This is a genomic window from Pseudomonas putida (assembly GCF_002906855.1).
Lineage (GTDB): Bacteria > Pseudomonadota > Gammaproteobacteria > Pseudomonadales > Pseudomonadaceae > Aquipseudomonas > Aquipseudomonas putida_N.
In genome coordinates this window covers 597,859-615,720 of the sequence record NZ_MINI01000038.1, presented here as the reverse complement: position 1 = coordinate 615,720, position 17,862 = coordinate 597,859, and the positions used below count along the sequence as shown (strand labels likewise).

16 protein-coding genes are annotated in these 17,862 nt (G+C 63.2%); 7 read left to right on the top strand and 9 right to left on the bottom strand.

The features are described from left to right. Positions 1 to 458: 458 nt before the first annotated feature. From BGP85_RS15275 to bioB, 7 genes are all read right to left on the bottom strand, one after another. Complete coding sequence (locus BGP85_RS15275) at positions 459 to 2,264, bottom strand: phenylacyl-CoA dehydrogenase (RefSeq protein ID WP_103448698.1); 1,806 nt, start codon at positions 2,262 to 2,264, stop codon at positions 459 to 461. 295 nt (positions 2,265 to 2,559) lie between these two features. Beyond that, positions 2,560 to 2,856 (bottom strand): pyrroloquinoline quinone biosynthesis protein PqqE, encoded by a 297-nt coding sequence (locus tag BGP85_RS15270; protein ID WP_103448697.1) that lies wholly within the window; start codon positions 2,854 to 2,856, stop codon positions 2,560 to 2,562. A 124-nt stretch (positions 2,857 to 2,980) separates the two neighbouring features. Continuing rightward, positions 2,981 to 3,661, bottom strand: coding sequence for a dethiobiotin synthase (gene bioD / locus BGP85_RS15265; RefSeq protein ID WP_103448696.1), 681 nt, complete (start codon positions 3,659 to 3,661; stop codon positions 2,981 to 2,983). A gap of 10 nt (positions 3,662 to 3,671) precedes the next feature. Continuing rightward, the gene (bioC, locus tag BGP85_RS15260; protein ID WP_103448695.1) at positions 3,672 to 4,490 is read right to left on the bottom strand and encodes a malonyl-ACP O-methyltransferase BioC; all 819 of its coding nucleotides are present in this window, start codon (positions 4,488 to 4,490) and stop codon (positions 3,672 to 3,674) included. Then, a complete protein-coding gene (locus BGP85_RS15255; RefSeq protein ID WP_103448694.1) occupies positions 4,483 to 5,214 on the bottom strand; it encodes an alpha/beta fold hydrolase in 732 nt (243 codons plus the stop codon). The genes bioC and BGP85_RS15255 overlap by 8 nt, the downstream gene beginning before the upstream one ends. After that, positions 5,207 to 6,379, bottom strand: coding sequence for an 8-amino-7-oxononanoate synthase (bioF, locus tag BGP85_RS15250; RefSeq protein WP_103448693.1), 1,173 nt, complete (start codon positions 6,377 to 6,379; stop codon positions 5,207 to 5,209). Before bioF ends, BGP85_RS15255 begins: the two co-directional genes overlap by 8 nt. A gap of 1 nt (position 6,380) precedes the next feature. Further along, positions 6,381 to 7,439 carry a biotin synthase BioB gene (gene bioB, locus BGP85_RS15245; RefSeq protein WP_103448692.1) on the bottom strand — a complete coding sequence of 353 codons (1,059 nt, stop codon included), beginning with the start codon at positions 7,437 to 7,439 and terminating at the stop codon, positions 6,381 to 6,383. Positions 7,440 to 7,528: 89 nt separating this feature from the next. Here bioB and BGP85_RS15240 point away from each other — a divergent pair, with 89 nt between their 5' ends. From BGP85_RS15240 to rarD, 4 genes are all read left to right on the top strand, one after another. Then, the gene (locus BGP85_RS15240; protein WP_103448691.1) at positions 7,529 to 8,266 is read left to right on the top strand and encodes a ComF family protein; all 738 of its coding nucleotides are present in this window, start codon (positions 7,529 to 7,531) and stop codon (positions 8,264 to 8,266) included. Positions 8,267 to 8,293: 27 nt separating this feature from the next. Further along, positions 8,294 to 9,058 carry a TOBE domain-containing protein gene (locus BGP85_RS15235; protein WP_103448690.1) on the top strand — a complete coding sequence of 255 codons (765 nt, stop codon included), beginning with the start codon at positions 8,294 to 8,296 and terminating at the stop codon, positions 9,056 to 9,058. Positions 9,059 to 9,169: 111 nt separating this feature from the next. Next, complete coding sequence (locus BGP85_RS15230; protein WP_103448689.1) at positions 9,170 to 10,144, top strand: serine/threonine protein kinase; 975 nt, start codon at positions 9,170 to 9,172, stop codon at positions 10,142 to 10,144. Between the two features lie 64 nt (positions 10,145 to 10,208). Next, complete coding sequence (rarD, locus tag BGP85_RS15225) at positions 10,209 to 11,096, top strand: EamA family transporter RarD (protein ID WP_103448688.1); 888 nt, start codon at positions 10,209 to 10,211, stop codon at positions 11,094 to 11,096. Between the two features lie 248 nt (positions 11,097 to 11,344). On the opposite strand, the gene BGP85_RS15220 is transcribed toward rarD, so the two are convergent. Beyond that, on the bottom strand, positions 11,345 to 11,863 hold the full coding sequence (locus BGP85_RS15220) for a glycine cleavage system protein R (RefSeq protein WP_103448687.1): 519 nt from the start codon (positions 11,861 to 11,863) through the stop codon (positions 11,345 to 11,347). A gap of 451 nt (positions 11,864 to 12,314) precedes the next feature. Here BGP85_RS15220 and BGP85_RS15215 point away from each other — a divergent pair, with 451 nt between their 5' ends. After that, the gene (locus BGP85_RS15215) at positions 12,315 to 14,492 is read left to right on the top strand and encodes a malate synthase G (RefSeq protein WP_103448686.1); all 2,178 of its coding nucleotides are present in this window, start codon (positions 12,315 to 12,317) and stop codon (positions 14,490 to 14,492) included. Positions 14,493 to 14,535: 43 nt separating this feature from the next. Here BGP85_RS15215 and BGP85_RS15210 read toward each other — a convergent pair whose 3' ends face one another. Further along, a complete protein-coding gene (locus BGP85_RS15210) occupies positions 14,536 to 15,075 on the bottom strand; it encodes a response regulator (RefSeq protein WP_103448685.1) in 540 nt (179 codons plus the stop codon). 115 nt (positions 15,076 to 15,190) lie between these two features. On the opposite strand from BGP85_RS15210, the gene BGP85_RS15205 reads away from it, so the two are divergent. Next, positions 15,191 to 17,128 (top strand): DUF294 nucleotidyltransferase-like domain-containing protein, encoded by a 1,938-nt coding sequence (locus BGP85_RS15205; RefSeq protein ID WP_103448684.1) that lies wholly within the window; start codon positions 15,191 to 15,193, stop codon positions 17,126 to 17,128. Then, positions 17,125 to 17,835, top strand: a complete 711-nt coding sequence (locus BGP85_RS15200; protein ID WP_103448683.1) for a 3'-5' exonuclease — start codon at positions 17,125 to 17,127, stop codon at positions 17,833 to 17,835. The genes BGP85_RS15205 and BGP85_RS15200 overlap by 4 nt, the downstream gene beginning before the upstream one ends. The last annotated feature ends 27 nt before the right edge of the window (positions 17,836 to 17,862 follow it).

Sequence of the window (17,862 nt, the reverse complement as noted above, 5' to 3'; positions counted from 1 at the left end):
CCATAGCTGTAACAAAGTATTTCGGCGCGTAACATTCAGTGATTTTTTATACCGGTTTATTTAGGCACTCATACCAATAAATACTGACCACCCAACTTACTCAGTTCCGGTGTAAATTCGCCCCCACTAGTGGGTGGCATTCCCCATGCTGCGTTCACAAAGCGTTCACAGACGCCAGAAAGCCCCAGCCTACAGGCATCCTGAGCTTAGGTTAAACCTGGCAACGTATTTGCTATCTCATACAGAACGGCTGGCCTATAGTTGGAGAAGTGTGGAATAAAGCCAAGCTGAAACTTGGAAGAGCGAAAGCGATACGCGCACGAAAGTTGCGCCGCGCCAGCCATGCTTATTTAAAAGTGCTGAAACAACAACGACAGGCCCGAGCAGCTCTGATTAAATTTAAAGCAAAAAAAACGCCGCTCACTAGGAGCGGCGTTTTTTCAGTAGCTCACCAGGGCTTAGTAACCCAGCGAGAAGTCTTCTTCTTTCATGTCCATCAGGTTGTTGGCGCCCGACAACATGGTGGCCACGTGAGCACGGGTGCGCGGCAGGATGCGCTGGAAGTAGAAGCGCGCGGTCTGCAGCTTGGCGGTGTAGAAGCCTTCTTCGCTGGTGCCGGCTGCCAGTTTTTCAGCCGCCAGGCGGGCGATGTCAGCCCAGAAGTAAGCCAGGCACGCATAGCCGGAATACATCAGGTAATCCACCGACGCAGCACCGACTTCCTCACGGTCCTTCATCGCAGCCATGCCCACTTTCATGGTCAGCTCGCCCCACTCCTTGTTCAGCGCAGCCAATGGCTGGACGAACTCCTTGACCGCGTCATTGCCTTCCTGCGCCTGGCAGAACTTGTGCACGATCTTGGTGAAGCCCTTGAGCGCTTCGCCCTGGGTCATCAGTACCTTGCGGCCCAGCAGGTCGAGGGCCTGGATGCCGGTGGTGCCTTCGTACAGCATGGAGATGCGGCTGTCGCGCACGTTCTGCTCCATGCCCCACTCGGCGATGAAGCCATGGCCGCCGTAGATCTGCACACCGTGGTTGGCAGCCTCGAAGCCGACCTCGGTCATGAAAGCCTTGGCGATCGGGGTCAGGAACGCCAGCAGGGCGTCGGCCTTCTTGCGCTCTTCCTCATCCTGGCTGTACTTGACGATGTCCACCTGCTTGGCGGTGAAGTACACCATCGCGCGGTTGCCCTCAGCGAAGGCCTTCATAGTCAGCAGCATGCGACGCACGTCCGGGTGGACGATGATCGGGTCAGCGGCTTTGTCCGGTGCTTTCGGGCCGGTCAGGGAACGCATCTGCAGGCGTTCACGGGCGTATTTCAGGCCGCCCTGGAAGGCCACTTCGGCGTGGGCCAGGCCCTGCAGCGCAGTCCCCAGGCGTGCGGTGTTCATGAAGGTGAACATGCAGTTCAGGCCTTTGTTGGCCGGGCCGATCAGGTAGCCGGTGGCAGCGTCGAAGTTCATCACGCAGGTGGCGTTGCCGTGGATGCCCATCTTGTGCTCGATCGAGCCACAGCTCACGCCGTTGCGCTCACCCACGCCGCCTTCGGCGTTGGGCAGGAACTTCGGCACGATGAACAGCGAGATACCTTTGGTGCCCGCCGGAGCATCCGGCAGACGCGCCAGCACGATGTGGACGATGTTGTCGGCCATGTCGTGTTCGCCGGCCGAGATGAAGATCTTGGTGCCGGAGACTTTGTAGCTGCCGTCGGCCTGTGGCTCGGCCTTGGTGCGCAGCATGCCCAGGTCGGTACCGCAGTGTGGCTCGGTCAGGCACATGGTGCCGGTCCACTCGCCGGACACCAGCTTGGTCAGGTAGGTGTGCTGCTGCTCGGCGGTGCCGTGGGCGGAGATGGTGTTCATCGCGCCGTGGGACAGGCCTGGGTACATGCCCCACGACCAGTTGGCACCACCGACCATTTCGCTCAGGGCCAGGCCCAGCGACTCTGGCAGGCCCTGGCCGCCGTGCTCGACGTCGTGCGCGAGGCTCGGCCAGCCACCTTCCACGAACTGCTCGTAGGCCGCCTTGAAACCGGTCGGGGTCTTCACGCCCGACTCGCTCCAGGTACAGCCTTCCTGGTCACCGACACGGTTCAGCGGCGACAGCACCTGCTCACAGAACTTCGCGCCTTCTTCCAGGATCGCGTCGACCATGTCCGGTGTGGCGTCCTGGCAACCCGGCAGGCTCTGATAGTGCGCCTCGTAGCCGAGCAGCTCGTCGCGAACGAAACGAATATCACGCAAGGGGGCTTTGTAATCAGGCATTGCGATGAACCTCTGTGATGAGTTCGGTAGGGGACCGCTGATACCGACCAGCGCTTGTCGGCTTTCGGTCAAACAGTTGTTTGAAACTTACGTTTAGGACCGCCCGATGTCAAGGAGGGACTATAGTGCCATTTACGCCGCGAAAGATGGCGTTTATGCCATTTCGTGAAACCGCAGGCAGAAACGACTGTGGGAGCCGGTTTACCCGCGAAAGGGCCCGCCCGAGATCAGCGATTTCGGGTGGACGCATTCGCGGGTAAACCGGCTCCCACAGGGTTCGCCAAGGAGGCTGGAGTCAGGCGTAGGTATCGATGAACCGCCCGAGCATTTCGTCGGAAGCCTTGGCCACCTTGGCGCCGAGTTCGACCTCGGTCTTGCCCAGGTTCAATTGCACGGTGCTGGTTGCCAGGTCCATCTGCTGGCTGCGGTCGACCCCACGCAGGCGCTCGGCCTGGAAGTCGCTGGACTGGCTGGTGGCGGCGCGCTCGACCGAGGCATTGGCGATCTGCCCGGCGGCCTGATCGACGCGGTTCTGGCCGTTGTAGATGGCGTTGAGGCCGGCGTAGTACGCGGTGCTGCCGGTGATTTCCATGTCAGAACTCCAATGACGCTGGATATGAACAGGGCTAATTAAAGCAGGCCAGGCGCGAAAAGGCCCGTTTAAATCCCTAATGGCCCAGTGCTACTTGATAGGCCATGGGCATACCTGCCAACGCTCAATCCAGCAAGTCGAGTTGCAGGTGCTCCGCCACGGCATCCGCCGTAGCGTGCTTGAGCTTCGGCACCCGTCCCAGGCACGGCGCTGGCAAACGCTCGGCCAGGCTGGCCAAGTTTTCCTCCAGCCGCGAAGTCCGCGGTTCGATGATGTTCGCTACCCAACCCGCCAGCTGCAGCCCGTCCCGGGCAATGGCTTCGGCACTGAGCAGCGCATGGTTTATGCAACCCAGGCGCACCCCGACCACCAGAATCACCGGCAGCTTGAGGGCAATTGCCAGGTCCGACAGGTTGGCGTGGTTGGACAATGGCACCCGCCAACCGCCCGCACCTTCGACCAGGGTGAAGTCTGCCCTCTGGTCCAGCACATGGCGCATGGCCCTGGACAACACGGCGACTTCCAGCGCAACACCCGCCTCCCGGGCAGCCACGTGCGGTGCAATGGCCGGTTCGAAGGCAAACGGGTTGACCTCTTCGTAGGCGAGCTTGACCGAGCTTTCGTCGATCAGCGCCTGGGCATCACTGTTGCGCAGGCCCTTGGCCGTCATCGTGCAACCTGAAGCAACCGGCTTCGCGCCCAAGGTACTCAGCCCCTGCAACCGTGCCGCATGCAGCAGCCCCGCGGCGATGGTGGTCTTGCCGACATCGGTGTCGGTCCCGGCTATGAAATAGGCCTGGCTCATGTCGCTCCTCTCATGCCTGTGGCTTGCGCAACACACCATAGACCACCTGATAGGTGGCTGGCAGCCCCTGGGGCTGGCGAAACGCTTCATAGGCCTGCAACAGGCCTTGCATGCGCGCACGACCGGTCAGGCCAGAAGGCCGCCCAGGGTTGAGGTTGTGAGCGCCGAGCGCCTTGAGCTCGTGAGTCAGGCTGCGCACATCAGGGTAGTGCAGCACATGGGCCTGACGCTGCAGGCTGACCTGTGCGAGGCCACTGGCTGCACACAGGCGCTGATAGACTTCAAACCTGCGGAAACGATTGACATGCACCATGCCATCCACCGCCTGCCAGCTGGCACGCAACTCATCGAGCGTACCGACGCACAGGCTGCTGAAGGCCAGCACCCCACCCGGACGCAATACGCGTCGGGCTTCGTCCAGCACGCTGGCGAACTGACCGCACCACTGCACCGCAAGGCTGGTGAATACCAGGTCGACACAGGCATCACGCAGCGGCAGGCGCTCGGCATCGCCGGCCACGTAATACCGCGCCCCAGCCGGCTCACCCCGTGCGTGGCAGAGCATGCCTTCGGCGATATCCACGGCAACTCCGGTTGCCTGGGCAAAACGTTCGCCCAGCACCCGGCTGAAATGCCCCGTGCCACTGCCAAGGTCGAGCCAGCGCGTCGGCGCCATGTCGTCCGGCAACTGGTCCAGCAGGCTAACGCCCACCGCACGTTGCAGGGCCGCAACGCTGTCGTAGCTGGCAGCCGCACGGGAGAAGGAGGCGGCCACCTGGCGCTTGTCCGGCAGCGCACCGGGCAGGTTTGGACGGGAAAGGTCAGTCATCGCCACTCTCATGCAGGAAACTCTTGATGCCCGCCGCCAGCTCCTGTGGATATTCCAGCAGGAAGGCGTGGGAACTGTCTTCGACCAGGCCGACTTCCACGTCGGGAAGCAGCTCGCTCAGCGCTTTGGCCGCCTCGGCCGGCACCAGCGCATCGCTGCCGGCGAACAAGTGCAACTGCGGGCCGCCATAGGCCTGCAGGGCCTCGCGGGTATCGAGCCTGGCAAGCACTTCCAGGCCGGTGGCCAGGTACAGCGGGTCGGTGTCCGGCACGCCGACACCCAGTTGGCGCAGCAGCGTGCGAGGTTGCAGGGCACCATCGCTGCACAGGGTGCGGAAGCGCTTGAGGGTCACCGAGGTGTGGCTGCGGCAACCATCGAGAAACGTGCCGAACGTGTCCTCGGCCATGCCATGTGGCCAATCGGCGCGGGCCACGAAACTGGGGTTGCTGCCCAACGTCAGCAGGCCGCAGCAGTGGTCGCCCCGCTTGCGCGCCAGTTCGCTGGCGAGCATGCCGCCGAGCGACCAGCCACCCAGCCAGGTATCGCTGGGCAACTTGCGGTCAAGGTAGTCTACCCACGCCTGCACATCGGCATCGGCCAGTTCCGGCAGGGGCATCAGTTCGACCTGCAGACGTGCGTCCTGGGCCCGCAGGCTGGCGGCGAGCGGCTCGAGGGCGGCGGTGCCCAGCCCCCAGCCGGGAAGAAGTATCAAACGGTTACGCATCGGCGGCCTCCAGCTGTGGATAACACTCGGCCAATGCATTCAACAATAGCTGTACCTGCGCCTCGCTGTGCGCGGCGCTCAGGGTGACCCGCAGACGGGCGCTGCCAGCAGGCACGGTAGGCGGGCGGATTGCGGTCACCAGCAGGCCGCGGTCACGCAGCATGCGCGACAGCTTGAGGGCCTGGGCACTGTCGCCGATCAGGATCGGCTGGATCGGTGTCGGGCTGTCCATCAGCTGCAGGCCGATTTGCTCGGCGCCCTGGCGGAACTGGCGGATCAGCGCAGCCAGGTGCTCGCGGCGCCAGGTTTCGCGGCGCAGCAGCTCCAGGCTCTTGAGCGTGGCGCAGGCCAGCGCCGGCGGCTGGCTGGTGGTGTAGATATAGGGCCGGGCGAACTGCACCAGTGCTTCGATCAGCTCTTCGCTGCCGGCAACGAAAGCGCCGGCGGTGCCACAGGCCTTGCCCAGGGTGCCGATCAGCACCGGCACGTCGTCGATGCCCAGGCCGAAGTGCTCGACGATGCCGCCACCCTGAGCCCCCAAGGTCCCCAGGCCATGGGCATCGTCGACCATCAGCCAGGCACCGCGGGCGCGGGCCACAGCGGCCAACGCTGGCAGGTCAGTAAGGTCACCGTCCATGCTGAACACGCCGTCGGTGACTACCAGGGTGTTGCCGGTGGCCTTGCCCAGGCGGCTGGCCAGGCTGGCAGCGTCGTTGTGCAGGTAGCGGCTGAAACGGGCACCACTGAGTAGCCCGCCATCAAGCAGCGACGCGTGGTTCAGGCGGTCCTGCAGCACGGTGTCGCCCTGCCCCACCAGTGCAGTGATGGCGCCAAGGTTGGCCATGTAACCCGTGGAGAACAGCAGCGCACGCGGGCGGCCGGTCAGTTCGGCCAGAGCCTCTTCAACGGCATGATGTGGCGAGCTGTGGCCAATCACCAGGTGCGAGGCTCCACCACCGACCCCCCAGCGCTCGGCGCCAGCCTGCCAGGCAGCGATCACTTCAGGGTGGTTGGCCAGCCCCAGGTAGTCATTGCTGCAGAAGGCCAGCAGGCGCTGGCCATCGACCACGACTTCCGGCCCCTGCGGACTTTCCAGCAACGGCCGCTGCCGATACAGGTCTGCGGCGCGCCGTTCGGCCAGGCGCGCCGCCAGGTCGAAGGCCATCTCAGACCATTGCTGCGTCGTAGAACAGCTCGCTGCTGCGTTGCTCGACCAAAGCCTGCTCGATGGCCGCCTGGTGCACTTCGTCGGCATGCTCTTCGCGCGCTTCGGGCTTGATGCCCAGGCGGGCGAACAGTTGCATGTCCTTGTCGGCCTGCGGGTTGGCGGTAGTCAGCAGTTTCTCGCCGTAGAAGATCGAGTTGGCGCCAGCCATGAAGGCCAGGGCCTGCATCTGCTCGTTCATCTGCTCACGGCCGGCGGACAGGCGCACGTGCGACTTGGGCATGAGAATACGGGCGACTGCCAGCATGCGGATGAAGTCAAACGGGTCGACGTCTTCTTCCTCGGCCAGCGGGGTGCCAGCAACCTTGACCAGCATGTTGATCGGCACCGACTCCGGGTGCTCGGGCAGGTTGGCCAGCTGGATCAAGAGGCCAGCGCGGTCGTCCAGCGACTCGCCCATGCCGAGGATGCCGCCAGAGCAGATCTTCATGCCGGCATCGCGCACGTAGGCCAGGGTTTGCAGGCGTTCGCCGTAGGTGCGGGTGGTGATAATGCTGCCGTAGAACTCAGGCGAGGTATCGAGGTTGTGGTTGTAGTAGTCCAGGCCGGCCTGGGCCAGGGCCACGGTCTGCTCCTGGTCGAGCTTGCCGAGGGTCATGCAGGTTTCCAGGCCCATGGCCTTTACGCCTTTGACCATCTCCAGCACGTAAGGCATGTCCTTGGCCGACGGGTGCTTCCAGGCCGCACCCATGCAGAAGCGGGTGGAACCGATGGCTTTGGCGCGAGCAGCTTCCTCGAGCACCTTCTGCACTTCCATCAGCTTCTGTTTTTCCAGCCCGGTGTTGTAGTGGCCGGACTGCGGACAATATTTGCAATCTTCCGGGCAGGCACCGGTCTTGATCGAAAGCAGCGTCGAAACCTGTACGCGGTTCGGGTCGAAATGCGCGCGATGCACGGTCTGCGCCTGGAACAGCAGGTCATTGAATGGCTGCTGGAACAGTGCCTTGACCTCAGGCAGGGACCAGTCGTGACGTGTTGTTGCAGTTGTGCTGGCGCTCATCGGCGTTTCCTTGTTTAGGCTGTAACTGGCGCCGAGGCACAAGTGCCCGCCAGCGCATCACGGTTAGCTCGCATAGTCATGGAAGGCCTATGAACTGTCAACCTTGGTTAAAAGCACTGGTTTACAAGTGTATAAATATTAATCACACCTGCTTGCTGTGCGGTGAACTCGCCGAACAGCGCTACCCGCTGTGTGTCGCCTGCGAGCAGGAACTTCCGTGGCTCGATGAACATTGCCTGCGCTGCGCCCTGCCCTTGCCGATGGCCGGCCTGATCTGCGCCCAGTGCAACCGCCGCCCGCCGGCTTTCGATCAGGTTGTCGCGCCTTGGCACTATGGGTTCCCGCTGGACACGCTGATCAGCCGTTTCAAGCACAACGGTCAATGGCCGCTGGGCCGGTTGATGGCTGAAATGCTCGGCCTCAATTTGCACCATCGCTACCAGGATGGCCTGGCCAGGCCAGACTTGCTGTTGCCTGTCCCGCTGGCCCGGCGTCGACTGCGCGAGCGCGGTTTCAACCAGGCCGGCATGCTCGGGCGGTGGCTGTCGAAGGCCCTGGCTATCGAATGTGATGAGCGGTTGTTGCTGCGCACACGCGAAACACCGGCACAACAGAACCTCGATGCCCGGGCACGCCGAGGCAACCTGCGCGAGGCTTTCGCGCTGGCCAGCGCGGCATCGCTCAAGGGCAGCCACGTGGCCGTGGTCGATGACGTGTTGACCACCGGCGCCACCGCGCAGGCTGTCGCGCAACTGCTGCAAGAGGCCGGCGCACGCAGGGTCGATGTGTATTGCCTGGCACGCACGGCAAAACCGGGGCAAGCTTGAGGGGTCAGTTCCAGATAGGCGCCACCCATGTCCCTGCCCGCACTCCTCACCCAGCACATTGCCCGCCGCCCGCAGCGCATCGCCCTGCTCCAGCACATCGCCGAACAAGGCTCGATCACCCGCGCGGCCAAGGCTGCCGGCATCAGCTACAAGGCTGCCTGGGACGCGATCGACGAACTGAACAACCTGGCCAGCCAGCCCTTGGTCGAGCGCAGTACGGGCGGACGTGGCGGCGGTGGCGCAAGGCTCTCGGTAGAAGGTGAACGGGTGCTGCGCCTGTACCAGAAAGTGCAGGCACTGCAGGCACAGATTCTCGAAGCGGCGGAAGAGTCCAGCGACCTTGACCTGCTTGGCCGCCTGATGCTGCGCACCAGCGCACGCAATCAGCTGCAGGGGCAGGTCAGCGGGCTGCGCAGGGAGGGCCGGCATGACCGGGTCAGCCTGGCGCTGGGCGGCGGGCTGGAAATCGACGCATTGATTACCCATGACAGCACGGCGCGGCTAGAACTGACCCTGGGGACCACGGTGATGGCGCTACTCAAGGCCGGATGGGTGCAGTTGCTGGGAGCGGAGGATGAAGCCGAGGCCGGCAGCAATGTGCTCAGCGTCACCGTTGAAGAGGTACTGGCGGATGTGCAGGGCGACAGCGAAGTGCGGCTGGCGCTGGGCAATGGGCAGACGTTGTGTGCATTTGCCGGAGCGCAATGGATGGCCGGAAAGGCTGTCGATGAAGGGAGCAGACTGCGGGTGCAGTTTCATCCTTCCTATGTACTGCTCGGGGTACCGGTTTGACCTGTGCCGTCCTCTTCGCGGGTGACCCCGCGAAGAGGACGGCACAGGCAACATCTGGGCAACTCCCGGAATGGGGTACCATGCCAACACGCCGCCACCCCCGGAGCCCCCATGTCTCACCCCTTCGATACCCTCACCCCCGACCTGGTCCTGGACGCCGTGGAAAGCCTGGGCTTTCTCAGCGATGCCCGGGTCCTGGCGCTGAACAGCTACGAGAACCGCGTCTATCAGGTGGGCATCGAAGATTCTCAACCGTTGATCGCCAAGTTCTACCGCCCGGGCCGCTGGAGCGATGCGGCAATTCTCGAAGAGCACCAGTTCACCGCCGAACTCGCCGACTGCGAAGTGCCCGTGGTCGCGCCGCTGCAACACGGCGGCCAGACCCTGTTCGAGCACAAGGGCTTCCGCTTCGCCCTGTTCCCGCGCCGGGGTGGCCACGCGCCGGAGCCCGGCAACCTCGACCAGCTTTACCGCCTCGGCCAGTTGCTCGGCCGTCTGCACGCGGTTGCCGCAACTCGCCCGTTCGAACACCGCGAAACATTGGCTGTGGACAACTTCGGTCACGCTTCACTGCAAACACTCCTGGAGGGCGATTTCGTCCCGCGTGAGTTGCTGCCTGCGTTCGAATCCGTAGCCCGCGAACTGCTCAAGCGGGTCGAAGATATCTACGCACGCACTCCGCATCAGGTGATGCGCCTGCACGGCGACCTGCACCCTGGCAACCTGATGCATCGCGACGACGTCTATCACGTCGTCGACCTGGACGACTGCCGCATGGGCCCGGCCGTGCAGGACCTATGGATGATGCTGGCTGGCAGCCGCGAAGAGCGCCTTGGCCAATTGGCCGAACTGATCGACGGCTACAACGAGTTCCACGACTTCGACCCACGCGAACTGCCACTGATCGAGCCCCTGCGCGCCCTGCGCCAGCTGCACCACAGCGCCTGGCTGGCACGGCGCTGGGATGACCCGGCGTTCCCGCGCAGCTTCCCCTGGTTTGGCCAACCGCGTTACTGGGGTGACCAAATCCTCGCCCTGCGAGAGCAGACGGCGGCTCTGGACGAACAACCATTGAAATTGTTCTAGATAGCCGCAGGGGTCTGTCTACAATAGGCGTCGCTGTATTTAGCTACCTAAGCAAGGATTCTGCATGCAAGCCGCAAACCCGCGTCGCGGGTATATTCTTGGCCTGTCGGCCTACATCATCTGGGGTTTGTTCCCCCTGTATTTCAAAGCCATCCAGAGCGTCCCGGCGGTGGAGATCATCGTCCACCGGGTGCTTTGGTCCGCGTTGTTCGGCTCCCTGCTGCTGCTGGTGTGGAAACACCCAGGCTGGTGGCGCGAGCTGCGCGACAACCCCCGCCGCCTGGCGATTCTGGCCCTGAGCGGGACGCTCATCGCTGCCAACTGGCTGACCTACGTGTGGTCGGTGAACAGCGGTCGCATGCTTGAAGCCAGCCTGGGCTACTACATCAATCCACTGATCAATGTACTGCTGGGCATGCTCCTGCTCGGAGAACGCCTGCGCCGCCTGCAATGGCTGGCCGTGGGCATGGCTGCGGTGGGCGTGGCGCAACAGGTGTGGCAGGTGGGTAGCCTACCGTGGGTGTCGCTGGCGCTGGCATTGACCTTCGGTTTCTATGGGTTGATCCGCAAGCAGGCTCCGGTAGCAGCGCTTCCGGGGCTGGTGGTGGAAACCTGGATGCTGGTGCCACTGGCACTTGGCTGGTTGCTGCTGAACCCCACGGCAGTCAGTGCCCAGAGTGAGTTCTATACCAGCAGCGAAGCACTGTGGCTGATGGCAGCAGGCCCAGTGACGCTGGTGCCGTTGGTCTGCTTCAACGCCGCCGCTCGTCACTTGCCTTATACCACCCTGGGCTTCCTGCAGTACCTGGCGCCAACGCTGGTGCTGCTGCAGGCAGTGCTGCTTTTCGATGAGCATTTGTCTTCGAGCAGCCTGGTGGCCTTCATCTGCATCTGGGCGGGCCTGGCGCTCTACAGCGTCGATGCCTGGTTGAATCTGCGCAAGCGCGCCTGATCAAAAAACGATCAAAACTGCGCAGACCACGTCGTTCGTGGCCTGTAGCAACCTCTCCAAAGGTTATCCACACCCTCGTCCCCGCGCTTTGTGCACAAGCGACTGATTTTTGCGCGTTTTTTGCCCAAACCTCTGGAAGGCTTGCCGCTCCTGGGCTAGCGAGGTGCGCCCCCAGGTTATCCACAGGGCCTTCCCCGTGAAATCGGGATAACCGCAAGGGGCTGCTTCGCAGCCCCGGCAATCTCGAATCAGTCCTCCGGCCGCAGCTTCAACTCCACCATCAAGTCATCCGCCAGGCTCTCCAGCCTCTGCTGCAGGTCATCCAGAGACAAGGTCAACGGTAGCGCCAGCAGCGCATCGGCATGGAACAGCGGCTCACTGCTCATCGGTGCCGGCCGCACTTCGGTGGTGAAGCGCTCCAGGTTCACGCCCTGGTCCGCCAGCAGGCGGGTGATATCACGCACGATGCCTGGGCGATCATTGCCCACCAGCTCCATGGCAATAGGCTTCCAGGTACATGACGGCTCAATGCCACTCTCGGCGATGAGCACGCGAATATCGTATTGCCCCAGCGCCTGCAGCGACTTCACCAACTCGTCGTAGTTTTCCGCCGGCACCGCCACCCGCAGGATCCCGGCAAACTGCCCGGCCATCCGCGACATGCGGCTCTCCAGCCAGTTGCCGTTATGATCGGCGATGCACTGGGCAATGCGCTCGACCTGGCCGGCCTTGTCCGGGGCAATCACGGTCAGTACAAGATGATCCACAGGCCCTTCCTCTGCGTCGGGCCGCCCAAGGCGGCGAAAATACGGGGGATCGACTCAGTATAGGCAAGGCGCGTCAACCTGCCGCAGGGCAATCCGCACAAACAATCGTGTACTGTTTCAAGATTTATCTGGAACAATCCACTGCTTTTTTGCGAACATACGTTCTCCCAGCGTGACCATACGCGACCAACCGGTCGCATAACGGCGCTTTTAGTCTGATTTTGCCTCGCCTACTGCTTCATGTAGTATCCCGTGGCGCGGACTACAAAACGTCGTTTGGATGTCTGCCAAGGCGCCTGTGAAAATACGCACACTGTCTGCCAGCCTGTCTGGCCGGCTGCACCCAGCCGCCTTCGGGTCTAGTCCGATGGCAAGCACTGGTACGTGTTTAGAGAAGCGCTACAGGCTTAATACAGAAGAGCGAAATAGCTGAGCAGAGGTGAGGCAAGCAATGACTGGATACGTTCAAGTCGGTGGCCTTCAGGTCGCCAAGGCCCTGTACGACTTCGTCAACAACGAAGCGATTCCTGGAACCGGCATCGACGCCGATAAGTTCTGGGCAGGGGCGGCAGAGATCATTAAAGACCTCGCTCCAAAGAACAAAGCCCTGCTCGCCAAGCGCGACGAGCTGCAAGCCAAGATCGACGCCTGGCACCAGGCACGCAAAGGCCAGGCACACGACGCCGTAGCCTACAAAGCATTCCTCCAGGAAATCGGCTACCTGCTGCCACAAGCCGACGATTTCCAGGCCACCACCCAGAACGTGGACGAAGAAATCGCCCACATGGCCGGCCCACAGTTGGTCGTCCCGGTGATGAACGCCCGTTTCGCCCTGAACGCCGCCAACGCCCGTTGGGGCTCGCTGTACGACGCCCTGTACGGTACCGACGCCATCAGCGATGAAGGCGGCGCCGAGAAAGGCCAGGGCTACAACAAGCTGCGCGGCAACAAGGTCATTGCCTTCGCCCGCGCCTTCCTCGACGAAGCCGCACCACTGGCGGCCGGCTCGCACGTCGACTCCACCAGCTATCGCATCGAAGGCGGCAAGCTGGTCGTCGCCCTGAAAGGCGGCAGCAACAGCGGCCTGCGTGATGACGCCCAGCTGATCGGCTTCCATGGCGACGCCAAGGCGCCGACCGCCGTGCTGCTCAAGCACAACGGCCTGCACTTCGAGATTCAGGTCGACGCCAGCACGCCTGTCGGCAGCACCGATGCCGCCGGCGTCAAAGACATCCTGATGGAGTCGGCCCTGACCACCATCATGGACTGCGAAGACTCGGTCGCCGCCGTCGATGCCGATGACAAGGTCATCGTCTACCGCAATTGGCTGGGCCTGATGAAAGGCGACCTGGCCGAAAGCGTGAGCAAGGGTGGCAAGACCTTCACCCGCACCATGAACCCAGACCGCGAATACGCAGCGCCCAATGGCGGCAGCGTAACCCTGCACGGCCGTTCGCTGCTGTTCGTGCGCAACGTCGGCCACCTGATGACCAACCCGGCGATTCTCGATGCCCAGGGCAACGAAATCCCCGAAGGTATCCAGGACGGCCTGTTCACCAACCTGATCGCCCTGCACAACCTCAACGGCAACACCAGCCGCAAGAACACCCGCAGCGGCAGCGTGTACATCGTCAAGCCGAAGATGCACGGTCCGGAAGAAGTCGCCTTCGCCGCCGAGATCTTCAGCCGCGTCGAAGACCTGCTGGGCATGAAGCGTAACACCGTCAAGGTCGGCATCATGGACGAGGAGCGCCGTACCACGGTCAACCTGAAGTCCTGCATCAAGGCGGCCGCCGAGCGCGTGGTGTTCATCAACACCGGCTTCCTCGACCGCACCGGTGACGAAATCCACACCTCTATGGAAGCCGGCGCCGTGGTGCGCAAGGGCGCCATGAAGAACGAGAAGTGGATCGGCGCCTACGAGAACAACAACGTCGACGTCGGCCTGGCCACCGGCCTGCAAGGCCGTGCGCAGATCGGCAAAGGCATGTGGGCCATGCCCGACCTGATGGCCGCCATGCTCGAGCAGAAGATCGCTCACCCGCTGGCCGGCGCCAACACTGCCTGGGTACCGTCGCCGACCGCCGCCACCCTGCACGCCCTGCACTACCACAAGGTCGACGTGCAAGCGCGTCAGCGCGAACTGGCGTCGCGCACCCCGGCATCGGTCGATGACATCCTGACCATCCCGCTGGCAGCCGACACCAACTGGTCGGCCGAAGAGATCCGCAACGAGCTGGACAACAACGCCCAGGGCATCCTCGGCTATGTGGTGCGCTGGATCGACCAGGGTGTGGGTTGCTCGAAGGTACCGGACATCAACGATGTCGGCCTGATGGAAGACCGTGCCACCCTGCGCATCTCGGCCCAGCTGCTGGCCAACTGGCTGCGCCATGGCGTGGTCAGCCAGGAGCAGGTGCTGGAAAGCCTCAAGCGCATGGCTGCAGTGGTCGACAAGCAGAACGCCGGTGACGCCCAGTACCGCCCGATGGCGCCGAACTTCGACGACAACATCGCGTTCCAGGCGGCCATCGAGCTGGTGGTCGAAGGTGCCAAGCAGCCGAACGGCTACACCGAGCCAGTGCTGCACCGCCGCCGTCGCGAGTTCAAGGCGCGTAACGGTTTGTAAGCAACATCAGTGAAAGGGGCCGCTTTGCGGCCCCGATCCTGTGTCACTCGATCTTGAGTTCCTTCTTCACCAACCCCAGCAGTTTCCCCAGATCCACCGGCTTCAGCAAAAAATCCACCACCCCCAGGTGCATCACGTCCACCGCCTCCTTCACATCGGTGTCGCCCGACACCACGATGATCGACAACGCCGCTCGTTCCGACTCACGAATCTCCCGGATCAGTTCCAGGCCGTCGCTGGGCTGCATACGCAGGTCGGTAATCATCAGCGCGATGCGCGGTTCGTAATGCAGCTTGAACATCGCTTCCTGCGCGCCGTCAGCGGTCATGCACTCGATGCCCTTGCTTTTCAGGTACAGCTTCAACGCCTCGCTGTTCACTGTATTGTCATCGACAATCAGCACCACCGGGCTGGATGCTACAGGTGCGCTCACCACGGCCAACGCCTCGCGTTCGGCGTCACTCAGAATGTCGTCATGCTCAGCCATGGTCATCTCGTCAAAAAAATCCCGCTCAGTGGTTAGGACCGCAAAAGCCTTGTAACCCGGCTCGCCTTTCGTCGGGTCTTTGACAGCGCCACTCATAGACTTACGTCCAATGGGCACCACCCCGCTGCCAGCCGACCATGGGGACCGAAAACAACAAGGCCGCTCCTATATATAGATATATATAGTTCGGCGTAGCGATACGGTCAGTGTCATGAGCAAAAAGGACGCCTACAGTCAGGCAGGAAGAACGGCAGTACTGCAGAACATCCAGGGCACATTGCAGTTCCTGCAGCGTTTCCCGCCTTTCAACCAGATGGAGCAGAGCCACCTGGCCTTCCTGGTGGAACAATGCCAGCTGCGCTTCTATGCCAGCGGCGAAAGCATCATCAAACCTACGGATGGGCCAGTCGAGCACTTCTACATTGTCAAGCAGGGCCGGGTCGTCGGCGAGCGCCAGCACCTGGTCAAGCCTGGGGTGGAAACCACCTTCGAGATCACCGGCGGCGAATGCTTCCCGCTGGCAGCGCTGCTCGGCGAGCGGGCGACACGCACCGAACATTTGGCCGGCGAAGACACCTTCTGCCTGCAGCTGAACAAGGCCGCGTTCATCCGCTTGTTCTCGATGTCGGAAGTGTTTCGAGATTTTGCACTGCGTGGTGTCAGCAGCCTGCTCGACCAGGTCAACCAGCAGGTCCGCCAGCGCGCAGCGGAAAACCTCGGCACCCAGTACTCGCTGAATACCCCGCTGGGCGAACTGGCCATGCGTCACCCAGTGGTCTGCGCGCCGGATACACCGCTGCGCGAGGCTGTGCGGATGATGCATGAACAGCAGGTCGGCAGCATTGTCGTGGTCGACCCGCAGCGCCACCCGCTGGGCATCTTCACCCTGCGCGACCTGCGCCAGGTGGTGGCCGCCGCCGATTCCGACCTCGGCGCGCCAATCGAGCAGAACATGACCGCCAAGCCGTTCTACCTCAGCCCCCAAGCCAGCGCCTTCGATGCGGCCATGGCGATGACCGAGCGGCATATCGCCCATGTCTGCCTGGTGGACAACCAGCGCCTGTGTGGCGTGGTGTCCGAACGCGACCTGTTTTCCCTGCAGCGGGTCGACCTGGTGCACCTGGCGCGTACCATCCGCCATGCGCCACGCCTCGACTCGCTGGTGCAGCTGCGTGGCGAGATCGGCCAGCTGGTCGAGCGCATGCTCGCCCACGGCGCCTCCTCGACGCAGATCACCCAGATCATCACCCTGCTCAACGACCACACGGTGTGCCGGGTGATCGAGCTGGCCATTGCCGAACGTGGCGACCCCGGTGTGCCGTTCAGCTGGCTGTGCTTCGGCAGCGAAGGGCGCCGCGAACAGACCCTGCACACCGACCAGGACAACGGCATCCTCTTCGAAGCCACCGACGACGCCGAAGCCGAGGCCATTCGCGCACGCCTGCTGCCCTTGGCGCAGTACATCAACCAGTGCCTGGCCCAGTGCGGTTTCACCCTGTGCAAGGGCAACGTCATGGCCGGCAACCCCGAGCTTTGCCTGTCACGTGCGCAGTGGGCGCGGCGCTTTGCCAGCTTCGTGCGCGAGGCCAGCCCGGAGAACCTGCTGGGTTCGAGCATCTACTTCGACCTGCGCGTGGTCTGGGGTGATGAACAGGGCTGTGAACAACTGCGCCGGCAGCTGCTGGAGCAGGTGGCGGACAACCGCATCTTCCAGCGCATGCTGGCCGACAACGCCCTGCGCCAGCGACCTCCGGTGGGCCGCCTGCGCGAGTTCGTGCTGACCCGCCAGGGCAACGACAAGGCCGCCACCCTCGACCTCAAGGTCCAGGGCCTGACACCTTTCGTCGATGGTGCCCGCCTGCTGGCCCTGGCCAACGGCATTGGTGCGTGCAACACTCTGGAGCGCCTGCGCCAGCTGGTCGACAAAGGGGTCATCGAAGCGCTCGACGGCGCAGCTTATGAAGAGGCCTACCACTTCATCCAGCAAACCCGCATGCAACAGCACCAGCGCCAGACCCGCGACAACCTGCCGTACTCCAATCGCCTCGATCCGGACAGCCTCAACCACTTGGACCGGCGCATCCTGCGCGAATCGCTGCGCCAGGCCCAGCGCCTGCAGAGCAGCCTGGCCCTGCGGTATCAATTATGAGCCTGTTCGCCTGGTTACGCCCCGCTGCCCCGCCGCTGGACGATGCCTTGCGTCAGCGCCTGGCAGGGCTACCCAAGGCCAAGCCGCCAGGGGTGTGTTCGTTGCGCGAGCAGCGCTGGGTGGTGCTCGACCTGGAGACCAGTGGCCTGAACCCGAATCGCGACCAAGTTCTGTCGATCGGCGCGGTGGCCATCGAGGACGGCGCCATTGATTTCGCCCAGCAATTCGAACGCACCCTGCACCGACCCGAACAGAAAACCAACGCCAGCGTGCTGATCCACGGCCTCGGGCCAAGTGCCCTGGCCGCTGGCTGCGACCCGGCCGAAGCTTTGCTAGAGCTGCTCGAATTCATCGGCGACAGCCCGGTGCTGGCGTTCCATGCACCGTTTGACCAGCGCATGCTTGCCCGCGCCTTGAAGGAGAGCCTGGGCCATCGCCTGCAGTTGCCGTTCCTCGACGTGGCAGAACTGGCGCCGATGCTCAACCCCGACACCGTGTTGCGCGAAGCCGGGCTGGATGACTGGGTAACACACTTCGGCCTGCAGGTGGATGAGCGTCACCATGCCAGCGCCGATGCGCAGGTCACGGCGGAACTGGCGCTGATCCTGTTCAGCCAGGCCCGGCGCCAGCAGCTCGACAGCCCGCTGCAGCTGGAGCAGCGGCTGGGCGGCTGGCGGCGGCGCAAGGCGCATCACCACGGTTTTTGATGATGGCCATCCGATAAGCGTCCATTG

Excerpts from the sequence above, each read along its gene's own strand:
- BGP85_RS15275 (WP_103448698.1), bottom strand. The coding sequence starts at position 2,264 with ATGCCTGATTACAAAGCCCCCTTGCGTGATATTCGTTTCGTTCGCGAC.
- BGP85_RS15270 (WP_103448697.1), bottom strand. The coding sequence starts at position 2,856 with ATGGAAATCACCGGCAGCACCGCGTACTACGCCGGCCTCAACGCCATC.
- bioD (WP_103448696.1), bottom strand. The coding sequence starts at position 3,661 with ATGAGCCAGGCCTATTTCATAGCCGGGACCGACACCGATGTCGGCAAG.
- bioC (WP_103448695.1), bottom strand. The coding sequence starts at position 4,490 with ATGACTGACCTTTCCCGTCCAAACCTGCCCGGTGCGCTGCCGGACAAG.
- BGP85_RS15255 (WP_103448694.1), bottom strand. The coding sequence starts at position 5,214 with ATGCGTAACCGTTTGATACTTCTTCCCGGCTGGGGGCTGGGCACCGCC.
- bioF (WP_103448693.1), bottom strand. The coding sequence starts at position 6,379 with ATGGCCTTCGACCTGGCGGCGCGCCTGGCCGAACGGCGCGCCGCAGAC.
- bioB (WP_103448692.1), bottom strand. The coding sequence starts at position 7,439 with ATGAGCGCCAGCACAACTGCAACAACACGTCACGACTGGTCCCTGCCT.
- BGP85_RS15240 (WP_103448691.1), top strand. The coding sequence starts at position 7,529 with ATGAACTGTCAACCTTGGTTAAAAGCACTGGTTTACAAGTGTATAAAT.
- BGP85_RS15235 (WP_103448690.1), top strand. The coding sequence starts at position 8,294 with ATGTCCCTGCCCGCACTCCTCACCCAGCACATTGCCCGCCGCCCGCAG.
- BGP85_RS15230 (WP_103448689.1), top strand. The coding sequence starts at position 9,170 with ATGTCTCACCCCTTCGATACCCTCACCCCCGACCTGGTCCTGGACGCC.
- rarD (WP_103448688.1), top strand. The coding sequence starts at position 10,209 with ATGCAAGCCGCAAACCCGCGTCGCGGGTATATTCTTGGCCTGTCGGCC.
- BGP85_RS15215 (WP_103448686.1), top strand. The coding sequence starts at position 12,315 with ATGACTGGATACGTTCAAGTCGGTGGCCTTCAGGTCGCCAAGGCCCTG.
- BGP85_RS15210 (WP_103448685.1), bottom strand. The coding sequence starts at position 15,075 with ATGAGTGGCGCTGTCAAAGACCCGACGAAAGGCGAGCCGGGTTACAAG.
- BGP85_RS15205 (WP_103448684.1), top strand. The coding sequence starts at position 15,191 with ATGAGCAAAAAGGACGCCTACAGTCAGGCAGGAAGAACGGCAGTACTG.
- BGP85_RS15200 (WP_103448683.1), top strand. The coding sequence starts at position 17,125 with ATGAGCCTGTTCGCCTGGTTACGCCCCGCTGCCCCGCCGCTGGACGAT.